This is a genomic window from Zhongshania sp. (assembly GCF_041584495.1).
Taxonomy (GTDB): Bacteria; Pseudomonadota; Gammaproteobacteria; order Pseudomonadales; family Spongiibacteraceae; genus Spongiibacter.
In genome coordinates this window covers 1-23,205 of sequence record NZ_JBFHDY010000034.1, presented here as the reverse complement: position 1 = coordinate 23,205, position 23,205 = coordinate 1, and the positions used below count along the sequence as shown (strand labels likewise).

At 52.5% G+C, this 23,205-nt stretch carries 24 protein-coding genes and 1 other RNA gene; 18 read left to right on the top strand and 7 right to left on the bottom strand.

Translation table 11 applies throughout. The features are described from left to right. Positions 1-12 precede the first annotated feature (12 nt). Positions 13-678, top strand: coding sequence for a fumarylacetoacetate hydrolase family protein (locus ABYP33_RS08015; protein ID WP_373090228.1), 666 nt, complete (start codon positions 13-15; stop codon positions 676-678). Between the two features lie 81 nt (positions 679-759). Here the strand turns inward: ABYP33_RS08015 and rpiA are convergent, their stop codons facing one another. Next, a complete protein-coding gene (gene rpiA, locus ABYP33_RS08010; RefSeq protein ID WP_373090226.1) occupies positions 760-1,431 on the bottom strand; it encodes a ribose-5-phosphate isomerase RpiA in 672 nt (223 codons plus the stop codon). A gap of 241 nt (positions 1,432-1,672) precedes the next feature. Between rpiA and ilvA the strand changes: the two genes are divergently transcribed. Beyond that, positions 1,673-3,190 (top strand): threonine ammonia-lyase, biosynthetic, encoded by a 1,518-nt coding sequence (gene ilvA, locus ABYP33_RS08005; RefSeq protein WP_373090224.1) that lies wholly within the window; start codon positions 1,673-1,675, stop codon positions 3,188-3,190. A gap of 11 nt (positions 3,191-3,201) precedes the next feature. Here the strand turns inward: ilvA and ABYP33_RS08000 are convergent, their stop codons facing one another. The 4 genes from ABYP33_RS08000 to ABYP33_RS07985 all read right to left on the bottom strand — a co-directional run bounded on the left by ABYP33_RS08000 (position 3,202) and on the right by ABYP33_RS07985 (position 4,602). Beyond that, positions 3,202-3,819 (bottom strand): 5-formyltetrahydrofolate cyclo-ligase, encoded by a 618-nt coding sequence (locus tag ABYP33_RS08000; RefSeq protein ID WP_373090222.1) that lies wholly within the window; start codon positions 3,817-3,819, stop codon positions 3,202-3,204. Between the two features lie 71 nt (positions 3,820-3,890). Continuing rightward, a non-coding RNA gene (ssrS, locus tag ABYP33_RS07995) (6S RNA) lies at positions 3,891-4,071 on the bottom strand. A 52-nt stretch (positions 4,072-4,123) separates the two neighbouring features. Continuing rightward, on the bottom strand, positions 4,124-4,432 hold the full coding sequence (locus ABYP33_RS07990) for a cell division protein ZapA (RefSeq protein WP_373090221.1): 309 nt from the start codon (positions 4,430-4,432) through the stop codon (positions 4,124-4,126). Next, complete coding sequence (locus ABYP33_RS07985) at positions 4,429-4,602, bottom strand: TIGR02449 family protein (protein ID WP_373090220.1); 174 nt, start codon at positions 4,600-4,602, stop codon at positions 4,429-4,431. The genes ABYP33_RS07990 and ABYP33_RS07985 overlap by 4 nt, the downstream gene beginning before the upstream one ends. Positions 4,603-4,834: 232 nt before the next feature. Between ABYP33_RS07985 and ABYP33_RS07980 the strand changes: the two genes are divergently transcribed. The 7 genes from ABYP33_RS07980 (at position 4,835) to gcvH (ending at position 12,659) form a co-directional block, all read left to right on the top strand. After that, a complete protein-coding gene (locus ABYP33_RS07980; protein ID WP_373090219.1) occupies positions 4,835-5,416 on the top strand; it encodes a UPF0149 family protein in 582 nt (193 codons plus the stop codon). A gap of 119 nt (positions 5,417-5,535) precedes the next feature. Further along, positions 5,536-6,867, top strand: a complete 1,332-nt coding sequence (gene pepP, locus ABYP33_RS07975) for a Xaa-Pro aminopeptidase (protein ID WP_373090218.1) — start codon at positions 5,536-5,538, stop codon at positions 6,865-6,867. Continuing rightward, the gene (gene ubiH / locus ABYP33_RS07970; RefSeq protein WP_373090217.1) at positions 6,854-8,110 is read left to right on the top strand and encodes a 2-octaprenyl-6-methoxyphenyl hydroxylase; all 1,257 of its coding nucleotides are present in this window, start codon (positions 6,854-6,856) and stop codon (positions 8,108-8,110) included. The genes pepP and ubiH overlap by 14 nt, the downstream gene beginning before the upstream one ends. Further along, the gene (locus tag ABYP33_RS07965; protein ID WP_373090216.1) at positions 8,110-9,339 is read left to right on the top strand and encodes a UbiH/UbiF/VisC/COQ6 family ubiquinone biosynthesis hydroxylase; all 1,230 of its coding nucleotides are present in this window, start codon (positions 8,110-8,112) and stop codon (positions 9,337-9,339) included. Before ubiH ends, ABYP33_RS07965 begins: the two co-directional genes overlap by 1 nt. A 172-nt stretch (positions 9,340-9,511) precedes the next feature. Further along, the gene (locus tag ABYP33_RS07960; RefSeq protein WP_373090215.1) at positions 9,512-10,558 is read left to right on the top strand and encodes an extracellular solute-binding protein; all 1,047 of its coding nucleotides are present in this window, start codon (positions 9,512-9,514) and stop codon (positions 10,556-10,558) included. After that, entirely contained in the window at positions 10,559-12,199 is a 1,641-nt protein-coding gene (locus ABYP33_RS07955; protein ID WP_373090214.1) for an ABC transporter permease, read from the top strand. It abuts the gene before it with no gap. 73 nt (positions 12,200-12,272) lie between these two features. Then, positions 12,273-12,659, top strand: coding sequence for a glycine cleavage system protein GcvH (gcvH, locus tag ABYP33_RS07950; RefSeq protein WP_373090213.1), 387 nt, complete (start codon positions 12,273-12,275; stop codon positions 12,657-12,659). A gap of 81 nt (positions 12,660-12,740) precedes the next feature. Here the strand turns inward: gcvH and ABYP33_RS07945 are convergent, their stop codons facing one another. Further along, on the bottom strand, positions 12,741-13,394 hold the full coding sequence (locus ABYP33_RS07945; protein ID WP_373090212.1) for an HAD family hydrolase: 654 nt from the start codon (positions 13,392-13,394) through the stop codon (positions 12,741-12,743). Between the two features lie 158 nt (positions 13,395-13,552). Between ABYP33_RS07945 and rppH the strand changes: the two genes are divergently transcribed. Together rppH and ptsP are read left to right on the top strand one after the other, a co-directional pair. Next, complete coding sequence (gene rppH, locus ABYP33_RS07940; RefSeq protein WP_008252319.1) at positions 13,553-14,071, top strand: RNA pyrophosphohydrolase; 519 nt, start codon at positions 13,553-13,555, stop codon at positions 14,069-14,071. Further along, positions 14,071-16,338 carry a phosphoenolpyruvate--protein phosphotransferase gene (ptsP, locus tag ABYP33_RS07935; RefSeq protein WP_373090240.1) on the top strand — a complete coding sequence of 756 codons (2,268 nt, stop codon included), beginning with the start codon at positions 14,071-14,073 and terminating at the stop codon, positions 16,336-16,338. The genes rppH and ptsP overlap by 1 nt, the downstream gene beginning before the upstream one ends. A gap of 15 nt (positions 16,339-16,353) precedes the next feature. On the opposite strand, the gene ABYP33_RS07930 is transcribed toward ptsP, so the two are convergent. Then, positions 16,354-17,103 (bottom strand): NRDE family protein, encoded by a 750-nt coding sequence (locus ABYP33_RS07930; protein WP_373090211.1) that lies wholly within the window; start codon positions 17,101-17,103, stop codon positions 16,354-16,356. A gap of 69 nt (positions 17,104-17,172) precedes the next feature. On the opposite strand from ABYP33_RS07930, the gene ABYP33_RS07925 reads away from it, so the two are divergent. From ABYP33_RS07925 to ABYP33_RS07895, 7 genes are all read left to right on the top strand, one after another. Next, a complete protein-coding gene (locus ABYP33_RS07925) occupies positions 17,173-17,964 on the top strand; it encodes a sulfite exporter TauE/SafE family protein (protein WP_373090239.1) in 792 nt (263 codons plus the stop codon). Between the two features lie 3 nt (positions 17,965-17,967). After that, positions 17,968-18,819, top strand: a complete 852-nt coding sequence (lgt, locus tag ABYP33_RS07920; RefSeq protein WP_373090210.1) for a prolipoprotein diacylglyceryl transferase — start codon at positions 17,968-17,970, stop codon at positions 18,817-18,819. Position 18,820: 1 nt separating this feature from the next. Then, positions 18,821-19,660 (top strand): thymidylate synthase, encoded by an 840-nt coding sequence (locus ABYP33_RS07915; RefSeq protein WP_373090209.1) that lies wholly within the window; start codon positions 18,821-18,823, stop codon positions 19,658-19,660. Between the two features lie 13 nt (positions 19,661-19,673). Further along, positions 19,674-20,192, top strand: coding sequence for a dihydrofolate reductase (locus tag ABYP33_RS07910; RefSeq protein ID WP_373090208.1), 519 nt, complete (start codon positions 19,674-19,676; stop codon positions 20,190-20,192). Between the two features lie 302 nt (positions 20,193-20,494). Beyond that, on the top strand, positions 20,495-21,334 hold the full coding sequence (locus tag ABYP33_RS07905) for a DUF3450 domain-containing protein (protein ID WP_373090206.1): 840 nt from the start codon (positions 20,495-20,497) through the stop codon (positions 21,332-21,334). Next, positions 21,334-22,719 carry a MotA/TolQ/ExbB proton channel family protein gene (locus ABYP33_RS07900; protein ID WP_373090204.1) on the top strand — a complete coding sequence of 462 codons (1,386 nt, stop codon included), beginning with the start codon at positions 21,334-21,336 and terminating at the stop codon, positions 22,717-22,719. Before ABYP33_RS07905 ends, ABYP33_RS07900 begins: the two co-directional genes overlap by 1 nt. Before the next feature lie 3 nt (positions 22,720-22,722). Beyond that, positions 22,723-23,205, top strand: a 483-nt coding sequence (locus tag ABYP33_RS07895) for a MotA/TolQ/ExbB proton channel family protein (protein WP_373090202.1), incomplete at its 3' end; no start/stop codon positions are given.

Genomic DNA, 23,205 nt, shown 5'->3' with positions numbered 1-23,205 from the left:
GGAGCGGCCCCAATGAATTTGTATCGTCACCACTTTACCGACGGCAGTGGATTTGCCTCAGCGCCGGGCAAGCAAGTCTGTGTTGGTCGCAACTATGCCGAGCACGCTAAAGAGCTGGGTAACGGGATCCCTGACACGCCGCTGCTGTTCATGAAACCCGCCACCGCCATGGTGGCAATGGCTGAACCCTTGGAATTACCCGCTGGCGATGGCAGCTGCCATCACGAGCTGGAATTAGCTTTGCTCATTGCTCAGCCTTTGAGCAAGGCCGCGCCCAGTGAGTGCCGCGCTGCGATTGCGGGCATTGGCTTGGCTCTGGATCTCACCCTACGGGATTTGCAGAGCGAATTAAAAAAGAAAGGCCAGCCATGGGAGCGTGCCAAAGCCTTCGACGGCGCCAGTCCGCTGTCGGCCTTTATTCCCTTGGATCCCAATTTAGATTTTGCCTCGCTCAAACTGCGCCTGACACGCAATGGCGACGTGCAACAGCAAGGCAGTTGCGCCGATATGCTGTTTTCAGTCGAAACCCTGCTCAGCGAAATTAGTCACAACTTTAGCCTAATGCCCGGCGATGTCGTGCTAACCGGCACCCCAGCGGGGGTCGGGCCGCTGTATAGCGGTGATCATTTGCTGTGTGAGTTGGAAGGCTTGCTGAAGGTGGAGACGGTAGTTCTTTAGCGGGAGACGCTTGACGGGAGATGGTAAACGCTAAGATAAAAGCAGTACGCTGCCTTTGCGTTTTCCGTCTCCCGTCCAGCATTAAGCGGTAAGGGTTTTCACGCCTTCTGCCGTTCCCAGCAACAACACATCCGCAGGCCGACAGGCAAACAAACCATTCGTTACCACGCCGGTAATATTATTGATCTGCTCTTCGGTTTTTTGCGGGGTGGCAATCATAAAATCGTATACATCTAATATGATATTGCCATTGTCGGTGACGACGCCTTCGCGATAGACCGGATTGCCGCCGAGTTTAACCAGTTCTCGCGCTACATAGCTGCGCGCCATGGGTATGACTTCTACCGGCAGCGGGAAGGCGCCGAGGCGGTCGACCAGCTTGCTGCCGTCGGCAATGCAAATGAACTGCTTGCTGGCCGCGGCGACGATTTTTTCGCGGGTCAGCGCAGCGCCGCCGCCCTTAATGAGCTCTAGGCGTTCATTCGCTTCATCGGCGCCGTCGACATAAACCGCAATAGTGCCGCAGCTATTTAATTCCAGTACTTCAATGCCGTGCTTGCGCAGACGCTGAGCTGAGGCTTCGGAGCTGGCAACGGTGCCCTTGAGTTCATTTTTGAAATCAGCAAGCAGGTCGATAAAGAAATTGGCGGTAGAGCCGGTGCCAACACCGATGATTTCGCCATCTAGAATAGCGGGCTTGATGTGGTCGATCGCGGCTTGAGCTACCGCGAGTTTTAGCTCATCTTGTGTCATGGTTGGCCCTTGTTGTGGCGTTGCTGCGAGAGATCCTGAGTCCGTGATTATAAAATTTGCAGCGGTTAATTGCGAGGTGGATTTCAGGTGGGTAATTTCGATGGTTACTATAAAGCTGGATTACTTGGGCTGGGTGGATGGCGGCTAATGCTGCGCTTTGGCTTGAGACACGGTAGACTTGCCCGCTGGAATTTTAGCGTTGCAGCCACGGCTGGCGTGTTAATGGAGACTGCGTAAAGCGATGCCCCAAAGCTATATAAAGAAAATTCTCAAAGCCCGTGTCTACGACGTGGCCATTGAATCGCCCGTGGATGAAATGCCGCTGCTGAGCAAGCGCTTGGCCAATAATGTATTGCTTAAGCGCGAAGATTTACAGCCAGTATTCTCTTTTAAATTGCGCGGCGCCTATAACAAAATGATTAGCCTCAGCGAGGAGGATCGCCGCAAGGGCGTGGTGGCCGCCTCGGCGGGTAATCACGCACAGGGTTTGGCTTTGGCGGCGCTTAAGCTTGGCGTAAAAGCCACTATCGTTATGCCCAAAACCACACCGCAAATAAAAGTGGATGCGGTGCGTTCCCGCGGCGGCAAAGTGGTTTTACATGGAGATACCTTTGATGAGGCGTCAATCTTAGCGAAAAAGCTGGTTGAAGAAAAAGGCATGGTTTACGTCCATCCCTACGATGACCCAGAAGTCATTGCTGGCCAGGGCACGGTGGGCATGGAAATTTTGCGTCAGGTAACGGGTCCTTTAGATGTGGTGTTTGTGCCCGTTGGCGGCGGTGGCTTGGCGGCTGGTGTGGCGGCGTATATCAAATATGTGCGCCCCGAAGTCAAGGTGATTGCCGTTGAACCTGAAGATGCCGCCTGTTTAAAGCTGGCCATGGAAAAAGGTCGACGGGCGATATTGCCCGAGGTCGGTATATTTGCCGATGGCGTGGCGGTGGCGCAAATCGGCAAGGAAACCTTTCGGGTATTGCGGAAAACCGTCGATGCTTGCATGACCGCAACGACCGATGAGATTTGTGCGGCAATAAAAGATATTTTTGACGACACACGCTCTATAGCCGAGCCTGCCGGCGCATTGGCACTGGCGGGTTTGAAGAAATACGTTGAAGAGAATGACTGCAGCGGTAAGACGTTGCTGGCTATCGACAGCGGCGCTAATACCAATTTTGATCGGCTACGCTATATTGCCGAGCGCACCGAGATTGGCGAGCAGCGCGAAGCTATTCTCAGTGTCACCATTCCTGAGCGGGCGGGCAGCTTTAAGAAATTCTGCGCGGCATTAGGGCGACGCAACATCACTGAATTTAATTACCGCTATAGCGATGATTGCGATGCTCAAATTTTTGTCGGGGTGTCGGTGGCGGCGGGTGGTGGCGATCGCAATGAACTCGTGGCGGCGCTGCAGCAGTTAGATTATCCGGTGGCAGATTTCACCGATAACGAAATGGCCAAGCTTCATATTCGTCATATGGTGGGTGGTCATCGCCCAGCTGCGGTTGAAAATGAGTTGCTGTACCGTTTTGAATTTCCGGAGCGGCCCGGTGCATTGATGAATTTTCTGACCAAGCTGGGTAATCGCTGGAATATCTCGCTATTTCACTATCGCAACCACGGAGCAGCCTATGGTCGGGTGTTGGTCGGTTTGCAGGCGATAAAGGCGGAGCGCAAGGAAATAGAGGCTTTTCTCGATCAGTTGGCGTATCCCTATAATGAAGAAAGCGACAATCCAGCGTATAAATTGTTTTTGAGCTGAAGCGCGTGTTACTAGACGTTACCCCGGCTGCGTTTAGGAATGATCACCGCGCGGTCGGTAATAATCATGTCTAAGCCGATATCCCAGTCGTCTACTGGCAGCGCCGAGACCTCTTGGCAGTGATGAGCGATGCCAATCAATAATGGCTTTTGCTGCGCGCTACGTTTTTTAAAGGCAAAACAGCGGTCGTAAAAGCCACCCCCCATACCTAGTCGCCCGCCGTTTTTGTCAAAACCCGCCAACGGAAGCAAGACAAGGTCTAATTGCGCCGGCGCAATAGCGCAATAGCGCTGGCCGGCGGGTTCGCTAATCCCAAAGCGATTTTGACGCAGGGTTTGTTGGGGGTGGTAGCGCTGAAAGCTCATACGTTTTTGGCTTGCGCCACCGAAATAAATGCGTGGCAAATAACAGCGTTTTCTCTGTAGGCCCGCGTGGCGCAACAGATAGTCTGGCGAGATTTCGCCATCACTGGCCATGTAAGCGGCAATGTGACTGGCGCGTCGGTAGGCGCTGAGTTTGATGACGCGCCGCATTAATTGCTGGGCAGCTAAGTGTTGCTGGTCGGGCATAATTTGCCGACGTCGTGCTCTGAGGTTTTGGCGTAGCTGGTTTTTAAGCGCTGAGTTCATGAAGCCATTATAGCGTCAGAAGGTCTAGTCTTGATAAGTATTTATGACTGAGTGAATGCGAGGAGTGTCGTAAAAGCCCCAAGATACCGCTGGCCGCGTGGCCCTTGAACCCAGCGGTTCAAGGTGGAGCACTCCGCGAGATCGTTAGGCTTTCCGACAAGCGGACATGCACACAGATCTCGGCTAAAGCGCTCCGGGTATAAAAGCATCGGCTCAGGGGTCTAGGCGGCCTAGCAAATATCCCAGGGTGGTGACCAGTATACCGCCAGCGTTGGCCCAATAACAGGCCGGGGGAGTAGGGGATTTAACTAATATCCATTTGGCGGCAGCGATGAAGGGTTTCTTCCGCCTTGTCGTTAATGCGTTTCACTGCAGCGGTTTCGGCCTCGCTAGGCGCTGCATGCTTTTTATTTTGCAGCATTTCATAGCTGATATTCAGCGCCGCCATGACCGCGATGCGCTCTAGGCCAATAACCTTGCCAGAGGTACGAATGCCGCGCATTTGCTTGTCTAAATACTGCCCGGCCTGCATAAGTGCGCCCTGTTCTTCTAGTGGGCAAGCAACTTGGTATTCTTTGTCGAGAATTTTTATGACGACGGTTGGGGTGCTCACGATTCTTTCTCCAGTGCACGTAGTCGCTGAATCATAGATTCAATCTTGGTGCGGGCAATATCGGTTTTTTCGATCAGTTGTTCGCGCTCGGTACGCCAGTGCCTAGCGTCGGCTTTAAGAACGCGATTTTCCTTGTCTAATTGTTCACACAACTGGACAAGCTCATCCACTTTTCGTTCCACAAGTTGCAGCTGTCGCTCATCCATATTTAGATCGCGTCCGTACCCAGAAAAAGATCAGATTATAGTAGAGTGTGGCTCGTATGTCGGTCAATGCAATTAAGCGGTGCCGTAATTGCGTCTACTTAGCGATAAATCTTTATTATTCATCTCGCTAGGTATTCGATTTTAGTCCTGTGCAGCGCTACCATTGCGGGCTTACCCGTATTAATGGACGTTTATCATGGCCGCCAGTTTAGAACACGACGATCTCGCGAATCTTTTTCTCAGTCTCGGTGCATTACAGCCACCCGCTGAGCTGCACGGTTATGCCGCAGGCTTTATTTCGGTAGGTGGTCGCTTAGAGCAGGATGGTTGGTTGCAGCACTGTGTAGACCTACTGGACTGCGAGGCGCCAAACCCAGAGCAAAGTGATGCTCTCTATACCGTGTATTGTACGGCGCTGCTAGGCTTGGAGTCTGGTGAAATGGATTTAGAATTACTGCTGCCTGACGATGAGTTTGACCTGGATCAGCGTATTGCCAGTCTCGGCCAATGGTGTCAGGGCTATTTAACCGGCTTCGCCATGGCGGGTAAGCAAAAAGTTGATGGCGACAAAAGCTACTCCGAAGAGCTGACCGAGGCGATTAGTGATATCGCCGCGATTGCTCAGGTTTCGGCTGATGAAGGCGATGACGAAGAGGGCGAACAGGATTATTTCGCCGTCAGCGAATATGTGCGTATCGCTGCCATGACTATCTTTGCCGAGTTTAATGCCCTGTCGCCAAATTACGGCGATGAGGATGGCAGCGGTCGATTGCACTGAAGTTGAACGGCTAATTGTTACGCTTGCCCTGTGATAAGCTCAATGCTGAGTTTTGCACTTAAGCCGAGCGCAGACCTAGCGCGATTTTAGCGATCTATATTGCGAACAATGGGATAAACATGAGCATAAGCAAGCAGGAATTTGCCCGTCGCCGTAAAAACCTAATGGCTTTGATGGAGCCTGGCAGCATCGCCGTTATTCCGGCGGCTAAGATGGTGAGCCGCAATAGCGATACTGAATACCCCTTTCGTCAAGACAGTGATTTTTATTATCTCAGCGGCTTTGACGAGCCAGACGCAGTGCTGGTGCTTTTGCCCGGCCGCGCCAACGGCGAAGTGGTGTTGTTTTGCCAGGATCGGGATCCGGCCATGGAGTTGTGGACCGGTTATCGCGCTGGGCCAGACGGTGCCTGCGCAAACTACGGCGCCGATGATGCGTTTCCTATTGCCGATATCGACGATATTTTGCCGGGCTTATTAGAAGGGCGGCAGCGGGTGTATTACGCCATGGGTCGCCACACCGAATTTGATCAGCAGGTGATGCAGTGGGTGAATGTGATTCGCTCCAAGGTGCGCACTGGTGCGCAACCGCCCGGTGAGTTTTTGGATTTAGATCATCACCTGCATGATCTGCGTTTGTATAAGTCGGCCGCTGAGCAAAAAGTGATGCGCCGCGCCGGTGAAATTTCCGCTGCGGCCCATTGCCGTGCTATGCGTTTGTGTCGTCCCGGTGTTTTTGAATATCAGCTGGAAGCAGAAATACTTCACGAATTTGGCCGCAATGGCGCCCGTTATCCTGCCTACAGCAGCATTGTTGGCGCCGGTAAAAATGGCTGTATTTTGCATTACGTAGAAAACAGCTGTGAGATTCGCGACGGCGACCTAGTGCTGATAGACGCCGGTTGTGAGCTGGATTACTACGCCGCCGATATTACCCGCACCTTCCCAGCCAATGGCCGCTTCACTCCCGAGCAGCGCGCCCTCTACGAGGTGGTCTTGGACTCGCAAAAAGCGGCGATAGCCACGATTAAGGCCGGTAATCACTGGAATCAGGCCCACGATGCGACGGTGCGGGTCATTACGACGGGCTTGGTTAATTTGGGTTTATTGGCTGGCGAGGTCAACGCCTTAATTGCCAGTGAGGCCTACAAGCCTTTTTATATGCACCGCGCTGGCCACTGGTTGGGCATGGACGTGCACGATGTCGGTGATTACAAAGTCGGCGGTGAATGGCGGGTGCTAGAAGAAGGTATGGCGATGACGGTCGAGCCCGGCATTTATGTTGCACCCGATAATCTCGATGTCGACGCTAAGTGGCGGGGTATTGGTATTCGCATTGAAGATGACGTGGTCGTCACCAAAACCGGCTGCGATATTTTAACGGCGGCGGTGCCTAAGGAAATTGACGAGATTGAAGCGTTAATGGCGGAGGCCCGTCTTGCCGCGCACTGATTACGATGTAGTGATTGCCGGGGGTGGCATGGTCGGCGCGAGCTTGGCTTTGAGCCTTGATGGGCATAGCAAGGGTGGTTTGCGGGTGCTGGTTGTTGAGGGTTTCCCGCTGCCGCCCTTGGCAGAGTCGGGTGTGCCAGCCTATCGCCCTAGTTTTGACGCGCGTTCTACGGCGCTGTCCTTCGGTAGTCAGCAGATATGTCAGGCGCTGGGTATTTGGCCTTTGCTGCAAGAACACTTGAGTACGATCGCCAAAGTCCATGTGTCGGATCGCGGTCATTTTGGCAGTGTATTAATGACCGCAGAAAGCCAGGGTTGGGAAGCGCTGGGTTATGTAGTGGAGAATATGTGGCTGGGCAATGTACTGCTTAACCATTTGCGCCAGCATAGCAATATTGAATTTTTGTCTCCCGCCAAGGTTAGCGCTATTCATGTTGGCGATGGCTACGCCACCTTGAGTTTGCAAGAAGGTGAAAGCCAGCGTGAGATCACAACTCAGCTTGTCGCTGTGGCCGACGGCGCAGAGTCGGGTTTGCGCAGTCAATTGGGCATTGCCGCCACCGTTGCGGATTACCATCAGCTCGCGGTCATCGCCAATGTTGCTACTGAGCAGCCCCATAAAGGCTATGCTTTCGAGCGCTTTACCGAGCGTGGCCCCTTGGCGTTGCTGCCATTGGTTGATGACGGCAGTGGCCAGTCCCGCTCGGCCTTGGTGTGGACTTTTCCTGACGCAATGGCAGCTGAGGTGATGGCGTGGTCTGATGAGGCGTTTTTGGCTGAGTTGCAACGCAATTTTGGCTACCGGCTGGGGCGTTTGCAAAAAGTTGGGCAGCGGGCGTCGTTTCCCTTACAGCTTATGCAGGCCGAGGAACAGGTGCGCCGCCAAGTGGTGGTGGTGGGCAATGCTGCCCATTCCCTGCACCCGGTTGCTGGGCAGGGGTTTAATCTCGCGTTGCGCGATGCCGACAGCCTCAGTCGACTTCTGGCGAAAGCACATAGCGAGAAGCGCGCCTTGGGCGAATTGAGTTTATTGCAGCGCTATGTGGCGAGCCAAGAAGTGGATCAACGTTTGACCGCCGCCTTCTCTGATCAGCTTACTGGCATATTCAGTAATCGCCAGCCGGTGCTGAGTGTGGTGCGTAACTTGGGTTTATTGTTATTAGATGTCACACCCGCGGCAAAATCGCGTTTTGTGGCTCGGGCCGCCGGTATTATGCCGGGTTCGTCAGCGGAGTCTTTGTAATGTTGGCAAGCGCCACCGAATTTGATCTGATTATTGTTGGCGCTGGCTTGGCCGGCGGCGCATTGGCGGTAGCCCTGGCCGATCTGCCTTTGAAAGTGGCTTTAATCGAGGGGCAGGCGGTGCGCGAAGGCTGGCCGCCGCTGGAGGAAAGTGTTTTTGATTACGATGGCCGAGTTAGCGCGCTCACTGAAGGCTCTCGGGAGTTTCTTGAGCAGCTTGGCGTGTGGTCAGACATATGTAAGCGGCGGGTCTGTGCTTATACGGATATGGAGGTGTGGGACGGCGAGGGCACCGGCCGTATTCATTTTGCAGCCAGCGAAGTTAAGCGTGCAGCGCTGGGGCATATTGTTGAAAATCGCCTGCTCAATGCCGCGTTAATGAATCGCCTACGAGACTCGGCGGGGGTGAAGTGTTATTTTGCCAATCCCGTTGCCAGCTTAGAGAAACAGAGCGGCGGCGTGGCCTTGACCTTGGCCGATGGCCGCGTGTTGCGCAGCCCAGTGGTGGTTGCCGCCGACGGCGCTAACTCTCGTATTCGCGATTGGGCGGGTTTTGTGACGCGTGAGTGGGATTACCACCACCACGCGATTGTGGCGACCATCGAAACCGCCGAAGCTCATCAAAATACCGCGTGGCAGCGTTTTCAGCCCGAAGGCCCGCTAGCGTTTTTACCACTGCCTGATACGGCTGGAGAGCAGCGTTACAGCTCCATTGTGTGGTCGGCCTTGCCAGAACAGGCTGAGCAATTAATGGCACTGGATGACGAGGCGTTCTGCCGGGAATTGGGTGCAAAATTTGAGTATCGGCTTGGCAATATTATCGCTTGTAGTCGGCGGCTGAGCTTTCCGCTGCGCCAGCGTCACGCCGCCGACTATGTGAGCGATGGCGTTGTTCTGCTCGGTGACGCGGCGCATACCATTCATCCTCTTGCTGGGCAGGGTATTAATCTCGGTTTTCAAGACGCTATGGTATTGGCTGAAGAGTGTCATCGCGCCCATGAGCGGGGCTTATCCTTGATCGAGTCCGGTATGTTGAATCGTTACCAGCGTCGTCGCAAAGGCGGCAATTTAGCGATGATGGCGATGATGGAAGGTTTTCAGCATTTGTTTGAAACTCCCGTTATGCCGCTGCGCTTGTTGCGCAATAGCGGTATGAGTTGGCTGAATAAAGCTTTACCGCTAAAGCGGCAGATTATCGCGAAAGCGATGGGTATTTCTGGGCCGCTGTGATGTTGCAAATAGGCGTCTGGCGTCTGGCGTCGGAGGTCTGATGTCGGACGTGTCGCGCAAGGATTGACTGCTATCACCACGCCTTCTTAATTTTGAATAATCTGCGGAATGCATTGAGAATTTGAATGATAATAATTATCATCTACGCCCGAGTTTGATATGAGAGGCGTTGATGATGTTTAGAGTCGCGGCACGGCTAGTGGCAATTTTGGTAGTAGTGGGTTTAGCCGCCTGTGGTCGCAGTACGCCTCCCGCTGACAGTGCAAGCGGTCCCGAGCTTGTCGTCTATAGCTCGCGCATTGAACAGCTCATCAAACCCATCTTTGACGACTTTACCAAAGAAACCGGCATCCGCATTCGCTATGTCACCGATGACGCCGGCCCGTTGCTCGCACGTATGCGCGCCGAAGGCGAAAACTCGCCTGCTGATCTGCTTATAACGGTCGATGCCGGTAATTTATGGCAGGCGGCTGAGCTTGGGGTGTTAGAGCCTATCGAGTCAGCTATTCTTGCTCGTAATGTGCCACCGGCATTGCGGGATGAGCAGGGCCGTTGGTTCGGCGTGTCGATTCGTGCGCGGACTATTGTCTATGCCACCGATAGAGTTAAGCCTGAGGCCTTGTCGACCTATGAAGACCTCGCGAATCCTGAGTGGTCGGGGCGCCTATGTTTGCGTACCGCAAAAAAAGTGTATAACCAATCTCTTGTTGCTAGCTTGATTGTGGCGTTGGGCCACGAACAGGCGGAGCAGGTTGTTGCTGGCTGGGTCGACAATCTAGCGGTTGCACCGTTCGCTAGTGACAATAAAGTGATTGAAGCGATTGAAGCAGGGCAGTGCGACGTTGGTTTAGTGAATACGTATTATTTGGCGAGAATGCTGGCCGACAAGCCCGAACTGCCCGTGGGCTTGTTTTGGGCCAACCAGCAAGGGGACGCGCCCGCAGGCCGCGGTGTACACGTTAATATTTCTGGTGCAGGTATCACCAAGGCGAGCAAGCATAAAGCCGAGGCACTGCGTTTGCTAGAGTGGATGTCTGGGCCTACGGCCCAATATGACTTCGCGAGTTTAAATCAAGAGTATCCGGTCAATGACGCGACTGCGCCGTCTGAACTCATTCTGCAATGGGGCAGTTTTAGTGCGGATACCATGCCTATGAGTGAGGCAGGCCGCTTGCAGGGCGAGGCCATTAGGATGATGGATCGGGCGGGATACCGCTGAGTGCTGGCCTCTGTGTTAGTGGCGCGGACGTCACGTCGATCCACTGCGGCGCTATGGTTGCTGCGGGCCGTTGGTTTGCTGGCGGTACTGGGTGTGTTAGCGCCAATTTTGGTTGTTGTATTCAGCTGGTCTTCTGAGCAAACAGATATCTGGCAGCATTTAATAGCCACTCAGCTGGGTGGCTTGCTCGCCAATACATTGACCTTGTTAGTGGGGGTCGGAATATTGGTGAGCCTGCTGGGTATCGCCCTCGCCTGGTTTACCGTGATGTGCGATTTCCCTGGGCGGGCTTGGTTTGAGTGGCTGTTGATGCTGCCAATGGCCGTGCCGGCTTATGTTATGGCGTTTGTCACCTTGGGGGTATTTGATTTTGGTGGACCCCTGCAGCGTTTTTTAAGAGACTATGTTGGTCAAACCTATGGCAGTATCGATGTGCGCAGTGAGCCCACGGTTATTGTGGTGTTCTCGCTGGTGCTCTATCCCTATGTTTATATGTTGGCGCGAAGTGCGTTCTTATCTCAGAGTAGCGATACCATTGAAGCGGCCAGAGCCTTGGGTTGCAATGCGTGGCAGGCGTTCTTTCGGGTAGCGCTGCCAATGGCGCGGCCAGCGATTATTGCCGGGGTGAGCTTGGCGTTAATGGAAACCCTTGCCGATTTTGGTACGGTTGCTATTTTCAATTACGATACCTTCACCACCGCAATTTATAAGTCGTGGTTTGGCTTTTTTAATTTGCAGGCCGCCGCTCAATTGGCGTCAATTTTATTGCTATTTGTTGCACTGACTTTGTTCGCAGAGCGACGTTCCCGCGGCGGGCGGCGCTTTGTACAGGGCGCTCGGCTTCAGCACCGCTTTCGGTTTGCTGTATCGCCATTAACCGCATGGATGATGACCCTGATCTGTTCAGTGGTCTTGTTCATGGCGTTTGTACTCCCAGTACTGCAGTTAATGCTGTGGGCGCTAGGCGCGGGCGCTGAACAGCTCAACCGTCGTTTTTTTGAATTATTAGCGCATTCACTGTGGTTGGCAGGTATTGCGGCGTTGGTTACCGTTATTCTGGCGCTGGTGCTGGCCTTTAATCGACGTCAAAAAAGGCGTTTTAGCTCAGTCTTTGGCGCCGCGCATCTCGGCTATGCGCTGCCGGGCTCGGTGTTGGCGGTGGGTATTATGCTGTCGTTTACCTATATCGATAATCAGTTCTTTATTCCGCTGCAGCGCGTGTTTGGGATGGCGCCGACACCAATATTAGTGGGTTCGTTGTTGACGCTTTTGGCCGCTTATTGGATTCGCTTTCTTGCGGTGGCGTCGGGTCCGGTGGAGTCAAGCCTTGAGCGTATTCGCCCAAGCCTGCCTGAGGCCGCGAGAACCTTGGGTGCACAAGGTGCGACATTGGTGTGGCGAGTTTATCTGCCCATGCTGCGGCCGGGGCTATTAACGGCGGCGGTACTGGTTTTTGTCGATGTTATGAAGGAAATGCCGGCCACCTTATTACTGCGGCCCTACGGCTGGGATACCTTGGCGGTGCGGATTTATGAAATGACCGCAGAAGGTCAGTGGCAGCTGGCAGCGTTGCCCGCTTTGGCGCTGGTTGTGGCAGGATTAATCCCGGTAATTATCAGTATCCGCCAAAGTCGTCACTGAGCACTTTGTATTTGCGCGCTACGGCGTTAAAATGCGCCCATCTTACGCATACGTTTGTAGAGGACGGCCTTAAATGAGCAATACCCCCAGCGAATTGAAATACGCTAGTACCCATGAATGGGCCCGTCTTGAGTCTGACGGTACCGTTACTGTGGGCATCAGTTGCCACGCTCAGAACGCCTTGGGCGATGTGGTTTTTATCGAATTGCCAGAAGTGGGCGCCGAGTATTCTGCTGGCGATGAAGCTGCCGTGGTTGAGTCCGTAAAGGCCGCGTCAGACATTTACGCGCCGGTTTCGGGCGAAATTATTGAAGTTAATGAGGCGCTTGATGAGAGCCCTGAGACTGTCAATGAATATCCCTATAGTGATGGTTGGTTTTTCCGTATACAGCCTTCGGATTTAAGCGAGCTAGATAATTTGCTCGACGCCGAGGCTTATGACGAGCAGTGCGACGAATAGTATAGTCTGCTTCACGGCGTGACTGGGCAGCCAAGGGCGGCGCTGTCACGCTAACAAATTACTTGGTCGCTTGTTGTGCGACTAGCGCAAACTGAGTATCGGCCAGCCTGCTTTTTCCGCGTACTGCCTTAGTTTTTCATCTGGATCGACGGCGCAGGGTTTATCGACAACCTTGAGTAGCGGTAAGTCGTTGTGAGAATCGCTGTAAAAATAACTTCCATCGAGACCTTGCTTCTTGGCCGCAAGCCATTCTTTTAAGCGCTGAACCTTGCCGTCTTGAAAGCAGGGTGTGCCAGAGGGTTTGCCGGTGTAGCGACCATCGATAATTTCGGCTTCGCTGGCGAGCAGGGTATCGATCCCAAGGGCGGCGGCAATGGGGGCCGTCACGAAACTATTGGTCGCGGTAATAATCATAAGAAAGTCCCCAGCCTCGCGGTGCTGCGCTATCAGCGCATCGGCTTTTGGTAGGCGCAGCGGCGTAATGTATTTGCTCATAAAGCTCTGGTGTAGTTGGCTGAGCTCGGCGCTGGAAAAACGGCTCAGTGGTGCTAGCGCAAAACTGAGATAGGCTTGTATATCTAAGCCCCCCTGTTGATATTGGCGGTAGAACTCGTCGTTTTGCTGTTGAAATTGACGGCTGTCAACAATGCCCTCGCTGACTAAGAATTCACCCCAGGCGTGGTCGCTGTCACCGCCGAGCAGGGTATTGTCGAGGTCAAAAATTGCCAAGGCCATAGTAAGTCTCGTGAAGGCGGTTGAATTGGGTGGCTAGCATAGCGTCAGTAGCGTGCAATTTCATCTTTCCCGCTCGGACTTCATTTGCTGAATTCCCAGCGTGGTGAATTTGTGGAACAATAGAAAACAGACATAAAATCAAAACTATAGGTGAGCTAGTGATCGATTCGGATGGATTTCGCCCAAATGTTGGTATTGTGCTCGCTAATGAGCAGGGCCAAGTTTTGTGGGCGCGCCGTGTTGGTCAGAGTGCTTGGCAATTTCCGCAGGGCGGTATTCATGAGGGTGAAACACCTGAAGCGGCCCTGTATCGTGAGCTTTATGAAGAAGTCGGGCTGCGTGAAGACGACGTCGAATTGCTCGCTTGTACCAGGGGCTGGCTGCGTTACCGCCTGCCTCAGCGTTTGATTCGGCGTGAGAACAAGCCCCTGTGTATTGGCCAAAAGCAGAAGTGGTTTTTGCTACAGATGAAAACCGACGATGCCAAAGTCAGTTTCGATTGCGGTGACAAGGCCGAGTTCGATCATTGGCAATGGGTGAGCTATTGGTACCCCCTTGGCCAGGTTGTGGCGTTTAAGCGAGAGGTGTATCGGCGGGCCATGAAAGAGCTGGCGCCACGCCATGCACGCTTAGTAAAAGATAGCGGCGGGGATCTTTGCGCGGGTGATTTGCGATGATGCTAGAAGCGCTACGTAGTATTGTTCAGGCGGTTAATGCCGCCGGTGACTTACAGTCTGCTCTGAATATTATTGTTAGCCGTATCGCCGAAGTCATGGATACCGAAGTGTGCACGGTCTATTTGCGTGACCCTGATTCTAAGCGCCTGATTTTTATGGCTAACCAAGGCCTGAACCCAGAATTGATTGGCAAGGTAAGTCTGGGGTCAGATGAAGGTTTGGTGGGCTTAGTGGCTCGCCGTGAGGAGCCGGTTAACTTAGATCACGCCGAGAAACACCCTAATTTCTTGTTTTTGCCTGGTATCGGCGAAGAGCATTACCACTCTTTTCTTGGTGCACCGATCATTCATCAGCGCTCGGTGATGGGAGTGCTGGTCGTTCAGCAAAAGGACAGTCGTCGTTTTGATGAAGATGAAGAGGCTTTTCTCGTCACTATGTCGGCTCAGCTAGCTGGGGTTATTGCTCACGCGCGGGCGACGGGCTCAATTAATACCGCGCAGAATACCGTTGGTGCTACCGCGTCATTCAAGGGGATTGCCGGCGCGACGGGGGTGGCGATAGGTCAGGCCGTGGTGATCGTGCCCCTCGCTGAATTGCACTCGGTGCCTCGCCGTCAGAGCGACGACCCGCAGGCAGAACTCAAGGCCTTTGCTGAGGCGCTGGACGCTGTTCGCGTCGATATTCGCGCTTTAAGCGATAAGCTGCTTACGCAATTGCCCGCGGATGAACACGCCTTATTTGATGTGTATCTGCGCATTATTGATGATGGGGCGTGGGCTTCCGAGGTAGTTGCCAAAATAGAGGCGGGCGAGTGGGCGCAAGGTGCCTTGAGTCAGGTGATGTCGAGCCATGTTCGCGCCTTTGAAATGATGGAGGACGCTTATTTCAAAGAGCGAGCAACGGATATCAAGGATTTGGGCCGCCGGGTTTTGTCGTATCTGCAAACCAGCGATGTTGAGCCCACGGAATACCCTGAAAAAACGATTTTAGTTGGCGAGGAGCTCACAGCCTCTATGCTTGGCGACGTGCCTCGGGATCGCTTGGTTGGTATGGTGTCGGTGCGGGGCTCGAGTAACTCCCACGTGGCAATTTTGGCCCGCGCAATGGGCATTCCAACCGTTATGGGGGCCAGCGATTTACCCTATACCCAGATTGAAAATGCCAATCTCATTGTCGACGGCTACTCGGGGTATGTGCACTATAATCCCACGGCTGACGTCTACGAGCATTTTCGCTCGGTCTCTGAAGAAGATCACGCGCTGAATCAGGGCTTGGAGGCTTTACGCGACTTGCCTAGCGAGACGCTTGACGGACATCGCATGCCGTTGTGGGTTAATACCGGCTTAATGGCTGATGTTGCCCGCTCACTGGATCGGGGCGCCGAAGGTGTTGGCTTATACCGAACGGAGATCCCCTTTTTATTGCGCGAGCGTTTCCCCAGTGAAGAAGAGCAGCGCATTATTTATCGCGAGCAGTTGCTTGCCTTTGCGCCGCTGCCCGTTACGATGCGGACCTTAGATATCGGTGGCGATAAGGCCTTACCTTATTTCCCCATTGAGGAGGAAAACCCTTTTCTTGGTTGGCGGGGGATCCGGGTAACCTTGGATCATCCGGAAATATTTCTCGTGCAGGTTCGGGCGATGCTCAAGGCTAGTGAGGGCTTGAATAATTTGCGCATTATGCTGCCGATGATCAGTAATGTGCAGGAAGTTGATGAAGCGCTGGAACTGGTGCGCAGAGCGTTTGACGAATTGCTTGAAGACGGCTGGGATATTAGTCTGCCGCCCATTGGCGTGATGGTTGAGGTGCCTGCTGCGGTTTATCAGGCGCGGCAGCTGGCGCGCCGTGTCGACTTTTTGTCGGTAGGCTCAAATGATTTAACCCAGTATTTACTGGCAGTCGACCGCAATAACACCCGTGTCGCCGATCTCTATCACGCTTATCACCCCGCCGTTTTAAACAGTCTCCAGCAGGTTGTTGACGCCGCTCACGCCGAGGGCAAGCCTGTTGGTATATGCGGTGAGCTAGCTGGAGACCCTGCGGCAGTCTTGATTCTTATGGCTATGGGTTACGATATGTTATCGATGAACGATAACAGCCTGCTGCGGGTTAAGGCGGTTATTCGCAGTTGTCGCTTTGAGGATTTGCAGGGCTTGCTCGATGGCGTGATGGTGGTTGACACGGCGGACGAGGTGAGAGCCCTTTTGCGCAAGGCAATGATTGGTGTTGGCATGGAGCGTCTATTACAGCCGACTGGCGGTGCATAGTGTCGATATTGTGCTTCAGAGCTGAAAATGGTTTAGCGCGTTTATTTTCAGGAAGTTTGGGTCTGCTGGGTTGGTGTTATAGCGCTGCTCCCAGAAATCCCAGTGACCATTTTGGTGGCGACTTACCACGCTACTGGAGCGGGTGCCGTAGTTGAAATCGGCTATGCTCACGAAGCGACAAGACAGTGCATGATGAAATGCATCTTGATGCTGTCCGTTCGGGCTTTTATCTTGCAACATGGCGAGTAGTGCTAAGTGATTGGCGTCGGTGCTAACTGCGGCGTCCATATCGGTTTTACCTTTGGCGGTTTTTCCATTTGTGTTGTTCAGCGGAATATTGCCGATGGCGTGGCAGCCCGGCGGCAATAATTGCCAGCCTGTTGCGCTGTTATTGCTGTAGCCTAGGCGGTGGCCGTCAAAGCCAATAAAGTTAAATGGCCGGTAGATGTCTTTTTCTGCCTCAAGCTCCTTTAAATAAGCAGGCGTTGAGTTTTCGCTCAGCAAAAAATGTTTAACGAGGTCTCCGCGACTATGCTCGCCGCTGTGCTCGACTTCCCGGAGGTTGGTAACGGCGGCAAAGCGGCCATTGCGACTAATCCCTAGCCAGCTGCCCCCATATTCTAAATCACGTCCCGCCAATATTTGCGGATGATCTGGCCAAAAGTTAGCCGCTAGGCTTGGTCGCGAATAAAATTCATCGCGATTTGCCGCAATAATCATTGGCCGGTCGGGCACTTGCTGCCATGACAATAATATTAAACACATGGAGTCATACGCTGTTGTTTGCCGGTAGAGGCCGTCATAATAGCAGCTTTGAGGCGAGTCTACTGAGTGATGGTATTGCTAATATATCTTGGGGTAGGCGCGATTGCTGGCTTTGCTGCGGGCTTATTTGGTGTGGGCGGTGGTCTTGTCATTGTGCCTGCTCTAGTCGCGTGCTTTGCAGTGCAGGCAGTGTCTTCAGATATTGCGATGCAGCTGGCGGTGGGCACGTCTTTGGCGGCGATCGTGGTCACGTCGCTTAGCTCGGTGCGTACCCATCATCAACTGGGCAATATTAATTGGGCGAGTTGGCGGCGCTTGGCGCCGGGCATCGCTGCTGGTGTTGTTTTTGGTGTGTGGACAGCGAGTTACATGGAAGCCGAGAGTTTGAAGCTGGCCTTTGGTATCTTCTGTCTAGTTATTGCCATCTATATGGGACTTGCTATTGCGCCTGCGGCGAGCAGGGCGCTGCCGGGAACGCTTGCCCTGGCATCGGTGGGTGTGGGTATCGGTTATTTTTCGGCCTTGTTTGGTGTCGGCGGTGGCTCCTTAACCGTACCCTATTTAAGTTGGTGCAATATGCGTATGCAGGGCGCCGTTGCAACTTCTGCGGCTTGTGGCTTGCCCATTGCGATTGTGGGCGCGTTGAGTAATGTCGTTGTTGGTTACGGTCATAGCAGCTTGCCGGACTATAGTACCGGATTCGTGTATTGGCCTGCATTGTTGGGTTTGGTTTTGTTGAGTGCGCCTTGTGCGAAGTGGGGAGCACGTCTTGCGCAGCGCTTATCTGCGACACATCTGCGTCGTGCGTTCGCCGGATTTTTGTTCGTGGTTGGTAGTCAATTTATTTGGGGAGCACTTTAGGGCATGTTGAGACATCCGGATATCGATCCAGTCGCCGTGAGTTTGGGGCCGCTGTCTATTCATTGGTATGGGCTTATGTATTTAGCCGGATTTGCCGCTGCGTGGTTTTTGGCTAAGCGTCGCAGCCACCAGCCTTGGAGTCCGCTTAATGAGGCTCAGGTTGAAGATTTGATTTTTTACGGTGCGGTTGGGGTGATTCTGGGTGGCCGCTTTGGCTATGTTATTTTTTATAACTTTCCCCAGTTTTTGCAAGATCCGCTGTGGTTGTTCAGAGTTTGGGAGGGTGGCATGGCCTTTCACGGTGGCTTGCTTGGGGTGATTGTCGCCGTCGCCGTGTATGCCCGTAAAATTAAAGTGCCGGTGGCGGCGTTGTGGGATTTTATTGCTCCTTTGGCGCCCATTGGTTTGGGCCTGGGTCGCATTGGCAATTTTATCGGCCAAGAATTATGGGGGCGTCCTACCGATGGTCCTTGGGGGATGTTGTTTCCCCGCGACCCGTCACAATTACCTCGACACCCATCGCAGCTGTATCAGTTCGCGCTAGAGGGGGTGCTATTGTTTGCAATTTTGTTGCTCTTTACGCGTAAACAGCGGCCACCGCTGGCAGCAGGCGCCTTGTTTTTACTGTGTTACGGTAGTTTTCGCTTTGTGGTGGAATTTGTGCGTGAGCCGGATAGTCATATTGGTTTTGACGCCATGGGCTGGCTTACGCGGGGGCAAGAATTGTCGTTGCCGATGATTATTATTGGCGGATTTTTGTTGGTATGGACCTATACCCGCAATGAAACGGCGCGTAGTGGTGCAGCAGCGGCTACTCCAGTAACGCGCCGAGCAACGAAGAAAGTAGGAAAATAGTATGCAACAGTATTTGGACTTGCTGCGGGATGTTCGCGACAATGGCACTGATAAGGGTGATCGTACGGGGGTTGGTACGCGCTCGGTTTTTGGTCGCCAGCTGCGTTTTGATCTGCAGCAGGGCTTTCCTTTGTTAACAACTAAAAAAGTACATTTGCGCAGTATTATTTGCGAGTTGATTTGGTTTTTGCAGGGCAGCTGCGACAATAACTGGCTGCAAGAGCGTGGCGTCTCCATTTGGAATGAGTGGGCGCTGGAGAATGGTGACCTAGGCCCGATTTACGGCAAACAGTGGCGCAGTTGGGCTTGTCCAGATGGCAGCACTATTGATCAGATTAGCGAGGTCATTGCGATGATTCGTCGCAAACCGGATTCTCGGCGCTTGCTGGTAAGTGCATGGAATCCCGCTGATCTTCCGGATGAGTCTTTGAGTCCCCAAGAAAATGTTCGTCGCGGCCGCGCAGCGCTGCCGCCATGCCATACTTTGTTCCAGTTTTATGTGGCGGGCGACAAACTGTCGTGCCAGCTTTATCAGCGCAGTGCAGACCTGTTTCTCGGGGTGCCCTTTAACATCGCTAGCTATGCACTGCTGACCCATATGATCGCTCAGCAGTGTGATTTAGACGTCGGTGATTTTGTGCACACCTTTGGCGACTGCCATTTATATCAAAATCACCTAACCGACGAGATTGTTGAGGAGCAGCTGCGTCGCACGCCGCGAGCCCTGCCAAAACTGCTGATAAAGCGTCGCCCCGAATCGGTTTTTGGCTATGATTTTGAAGATTTTGAATTTGCTGGCTATGAGCCCCATCCGGCTATAAAAGCCCCGATCGCAATCTAGTGTTGGAGATTTCATGACGGTTACTGTTTCTTTGATAGTCGCTATGGCAAATAACCGAGTTATAGGTGTGGGCAATCAATTACCTTGGCATTTACCTGCGGATTTGAAGCATTTTAAGGCGACGACCTTGGGTAAGCCAATTGTGATGGGGCGTAAAACCTGGGAATCGATCGGTCGGCCGCTGCCGGGTCGCAGGAATATTGTGGTAAGTCGGCAGTCTGGGTATGTTGCTGAGGGGGCGGATGTGGTGTCTACCTTGGATGCTGGCTTGGCGCTGGCGCGTGAGCATGCTTTAGCGGCGGGCTTGGCTGAGATCGTGGTGATTGGTGGTGAAATGATTTACCGAAGTGCGCTCAATGAGGCGCAAAAAATCTATCTTACCGAGGTGGATACCAGTCTTGATGGTGACGCGTGGTTTCCAGAGTTGGTGGATGCTCAGTGGCGTGAGACGGCTAAGGAGTGTTACCCCGTAACAAGTGCCGGGGGGCTAGGCTATAGTTTCGTTACATTGGAGCGTGTTTCGGCTGAGTAATAGTTGGTTTGTACAAATAGCAATCAGGTGTTTCCGTTATGATAAAATCAAACTTCGCTCGCGGCGTTACTTAAGGTGCTTTCATTGTTACCTTAATTCTCGAATATGTAACACATTAACCCAGCCATAAGGCAAACAATTTTATATTACGAAACATTTAGTTTTCCCGTTGATTCTTATGATTGCTCATGATTAAAATAAGCCCCGCTGTATGAAAGCACGGTCTTACGACTGGCCGTACGGCTGAACAAGATAATAAGCTCTGCTTTCACTAAACGTCCCAAATAGGAAAAGCAATTCCCATGAAAACGCAACGATTGAAAACAATCGCGCTAGCGGTCGGTATGGCTGTTGGTATGCTGGCTGCGTCGCCGGCCTACTCAGCTGACAAAACTGCTGGACAAGATGCGGCAGCACAACTGCCACCCCCTAAACCACTGATTCCTGTTAGTAAAATTCTTGAGGTAGGTCAGAAGAGAACAAAGGCAGCTCAGCGGTCACAGATCAAAATTGACCGCCTGGCGTCCGAAACAGGTGACTTGCTTCAAGATTATAAAATTGTGATGAAACAGGTAGATGGTTTACGTATCTACAATGCTCGTCTAGAAAAGCAAATTGCCGGCCAGTTGCGCCGTATTGCTGGTCTGGAAAAATCTGTTGCTGAAGCAACGGTTATTCAGCGCCAGATTACCCCTTTATTGATTCGTATGATTGACGGTCTGGAGCAGTTCGTTTCTCTCGATGTACCGTTCCATATCGATGAGCGTAAAGAGCGTGTTGAATTCCTGCGTAGCAATATGGACCGCTCTGATATCACTATTGCTGAGAAATTCCGTCAAGTTCTTGAGGCATACAAAATTGAGAACGAATACGGTCGTAAAATTGACAGCTATAAAGGCGTAGCGTTGGTAAATGGTGCTGAGCGTGATGTTAACTTCTTGCGTATTGGTCGCATTGGCTTAATGTACCAGACCACCGACGGCGAGCAGTCTGGCGCTTGGGATCAAGACAAGCGCAGCTGGGTTGAATTGGATGCTGGCGATTATCGTGGTGCGATCCAAAAGGGTCTGCGGATTTCGAATAAGCAGGCTTCTATCGATATTATGAAACTCCCGATTCCTGCTCCGGAGGCTGCGAAATAATGAAACGTAATCTATTTAAAGCCGCAGTGCTTGCCTTTGGCGGTATGATTGCCGTTGCAGCGATGCCCGCTATGGCCGAAGACGCTAAATCGCTTGATGAACTGCTTAAAATGGTTCGTCAGGGTTATGCGACCGACGCCCGTGAAAACAAAGCGCGTGAACAGCGCTTTGTTGCCGCGCGTTACGATCAGCAAAAAACGCTGGATGAAGCGAAGCGTACCTTGGCTGCAGAAGAAAAGCGTTCTTCCGATCTGGAAAACAGCTTCGAAGCAAATGAGACAGTGATCACTGAGCGTCAGCGTACGCTTAAAGAGCGTCTGGGTACATTGACTGAGTTGTTCGGTCACCTGACATCTACTGCTGGTGACCTGCGTTCAAACTTCCAGTCGTCACTCGTTAGTACCCAGTTTCCACAGCGTGAGCAGTTTATCGACGATCTGATTGCTAAGATGTCTGGTGCAGAAGAGCTGCCAAGCATCGAAGAGATCGAACGCGTATGGTTTGAGCTTCAGCGCGAAATGACTGAATCTGGTCGTGTTGTTAAATTCCGCACCACTGTAACCAGTGCTGGCGGTGAGAAGAGCGAGCAAGACGTAGTCCGTGTTGGTACCTTTAATGCAGTCAATACTGATGGTGAGTATCTTCAGTACATCGCAGAAAACGGCACTCTGGCTGTGTTGTCTCGTCAGCCTACTCGCTACATGGACTGGGCTGAGGATTTGGCTAATGCTACGTCTGGTATGCACCCCTTCGGTGTTGACCCTACTGGGCCTACCGGCGGCTCTTACTTGGCAGCGCTGATTGATAGTCCGACTTTAGGTGAGCGTTGGCATCAAGGTGGTGTAGTTGGTTACGTCATTACAGCAGTTGGTGCTCTGGCTATGCTGATTGCGATTTGGCGTCTGATTGTTCTTACATTAGAAGACATGAAAGTAAACAGTCAGCTGAAAACCAAAAAGGCTAACAGCAATAATAGCCTTGGTCGCGTATTGAAAGTTCATGAAGATAATCCAAACATGGATCCTGAAACTTTGGAGCTGAAACTGTCGGAAGCAATTCTGAAAGAGACTCCGCGCCTCGAGAACTCATTGAACCTACTCAAAATTATCGCCGCAGTTGCCCCGCTACTGGGTCTGCTGGGTACCGTAACCGGTATGATTATCACCTTCCAGGCCATCACCATCTTTGGTGCTGGTGATCCGAAAGCAATGGCTGGCGGTATCTCTGGTGCACTGGTAACTACTGTACTCGGTCTGGTGGTAGCGATCCCAACAGTTCTACTGCACACATTTGTGAGCGGTCGGGCCAAGAAAATTCTCCATGTTCTTGACCAGCAAACTACGGGCATCATTGCCGAACACACGGAAGGTCACGCGGGGAATTAAGCGATGTACCTACTGAATGAATGGGCGGAGATAATTCAACGATTCATGGATGCAGGCGGCGACGTACTTTGGGCCATCGCCGGCCTGACTTTCGTGATGTGGACTCTTGCTCTGGAAAGACTTTGGTATTACAAATTTGAGCTGTCGAAAGACGTCAACGGTGCCATTGGCAGCTGGGAGAAACGCACTGAGCGTAAATCTTGGAATGCCAAGCGAATTCGCGAAAAATTGATATCTGAGGTATCGATTAAGATTAATGCGAGTTTGCCAATGATCCAGACAATGGTGGCACTGTGCCCACTTTTAGGGTTGTTGGGTACGGTTACCGGTATGATTGAAGTGTTTAATATCATGGCGGTAACGGGTGGCGGCGATGCTAAATCGATGGCCGGCGGTGTTTCAAAAGCAACAATCCCGACTATGGCGGGTATGGTTGCGGCTTTGTCAGGCGTTTTTATCAATACCTATGTTAAAAGTATTGCAGAG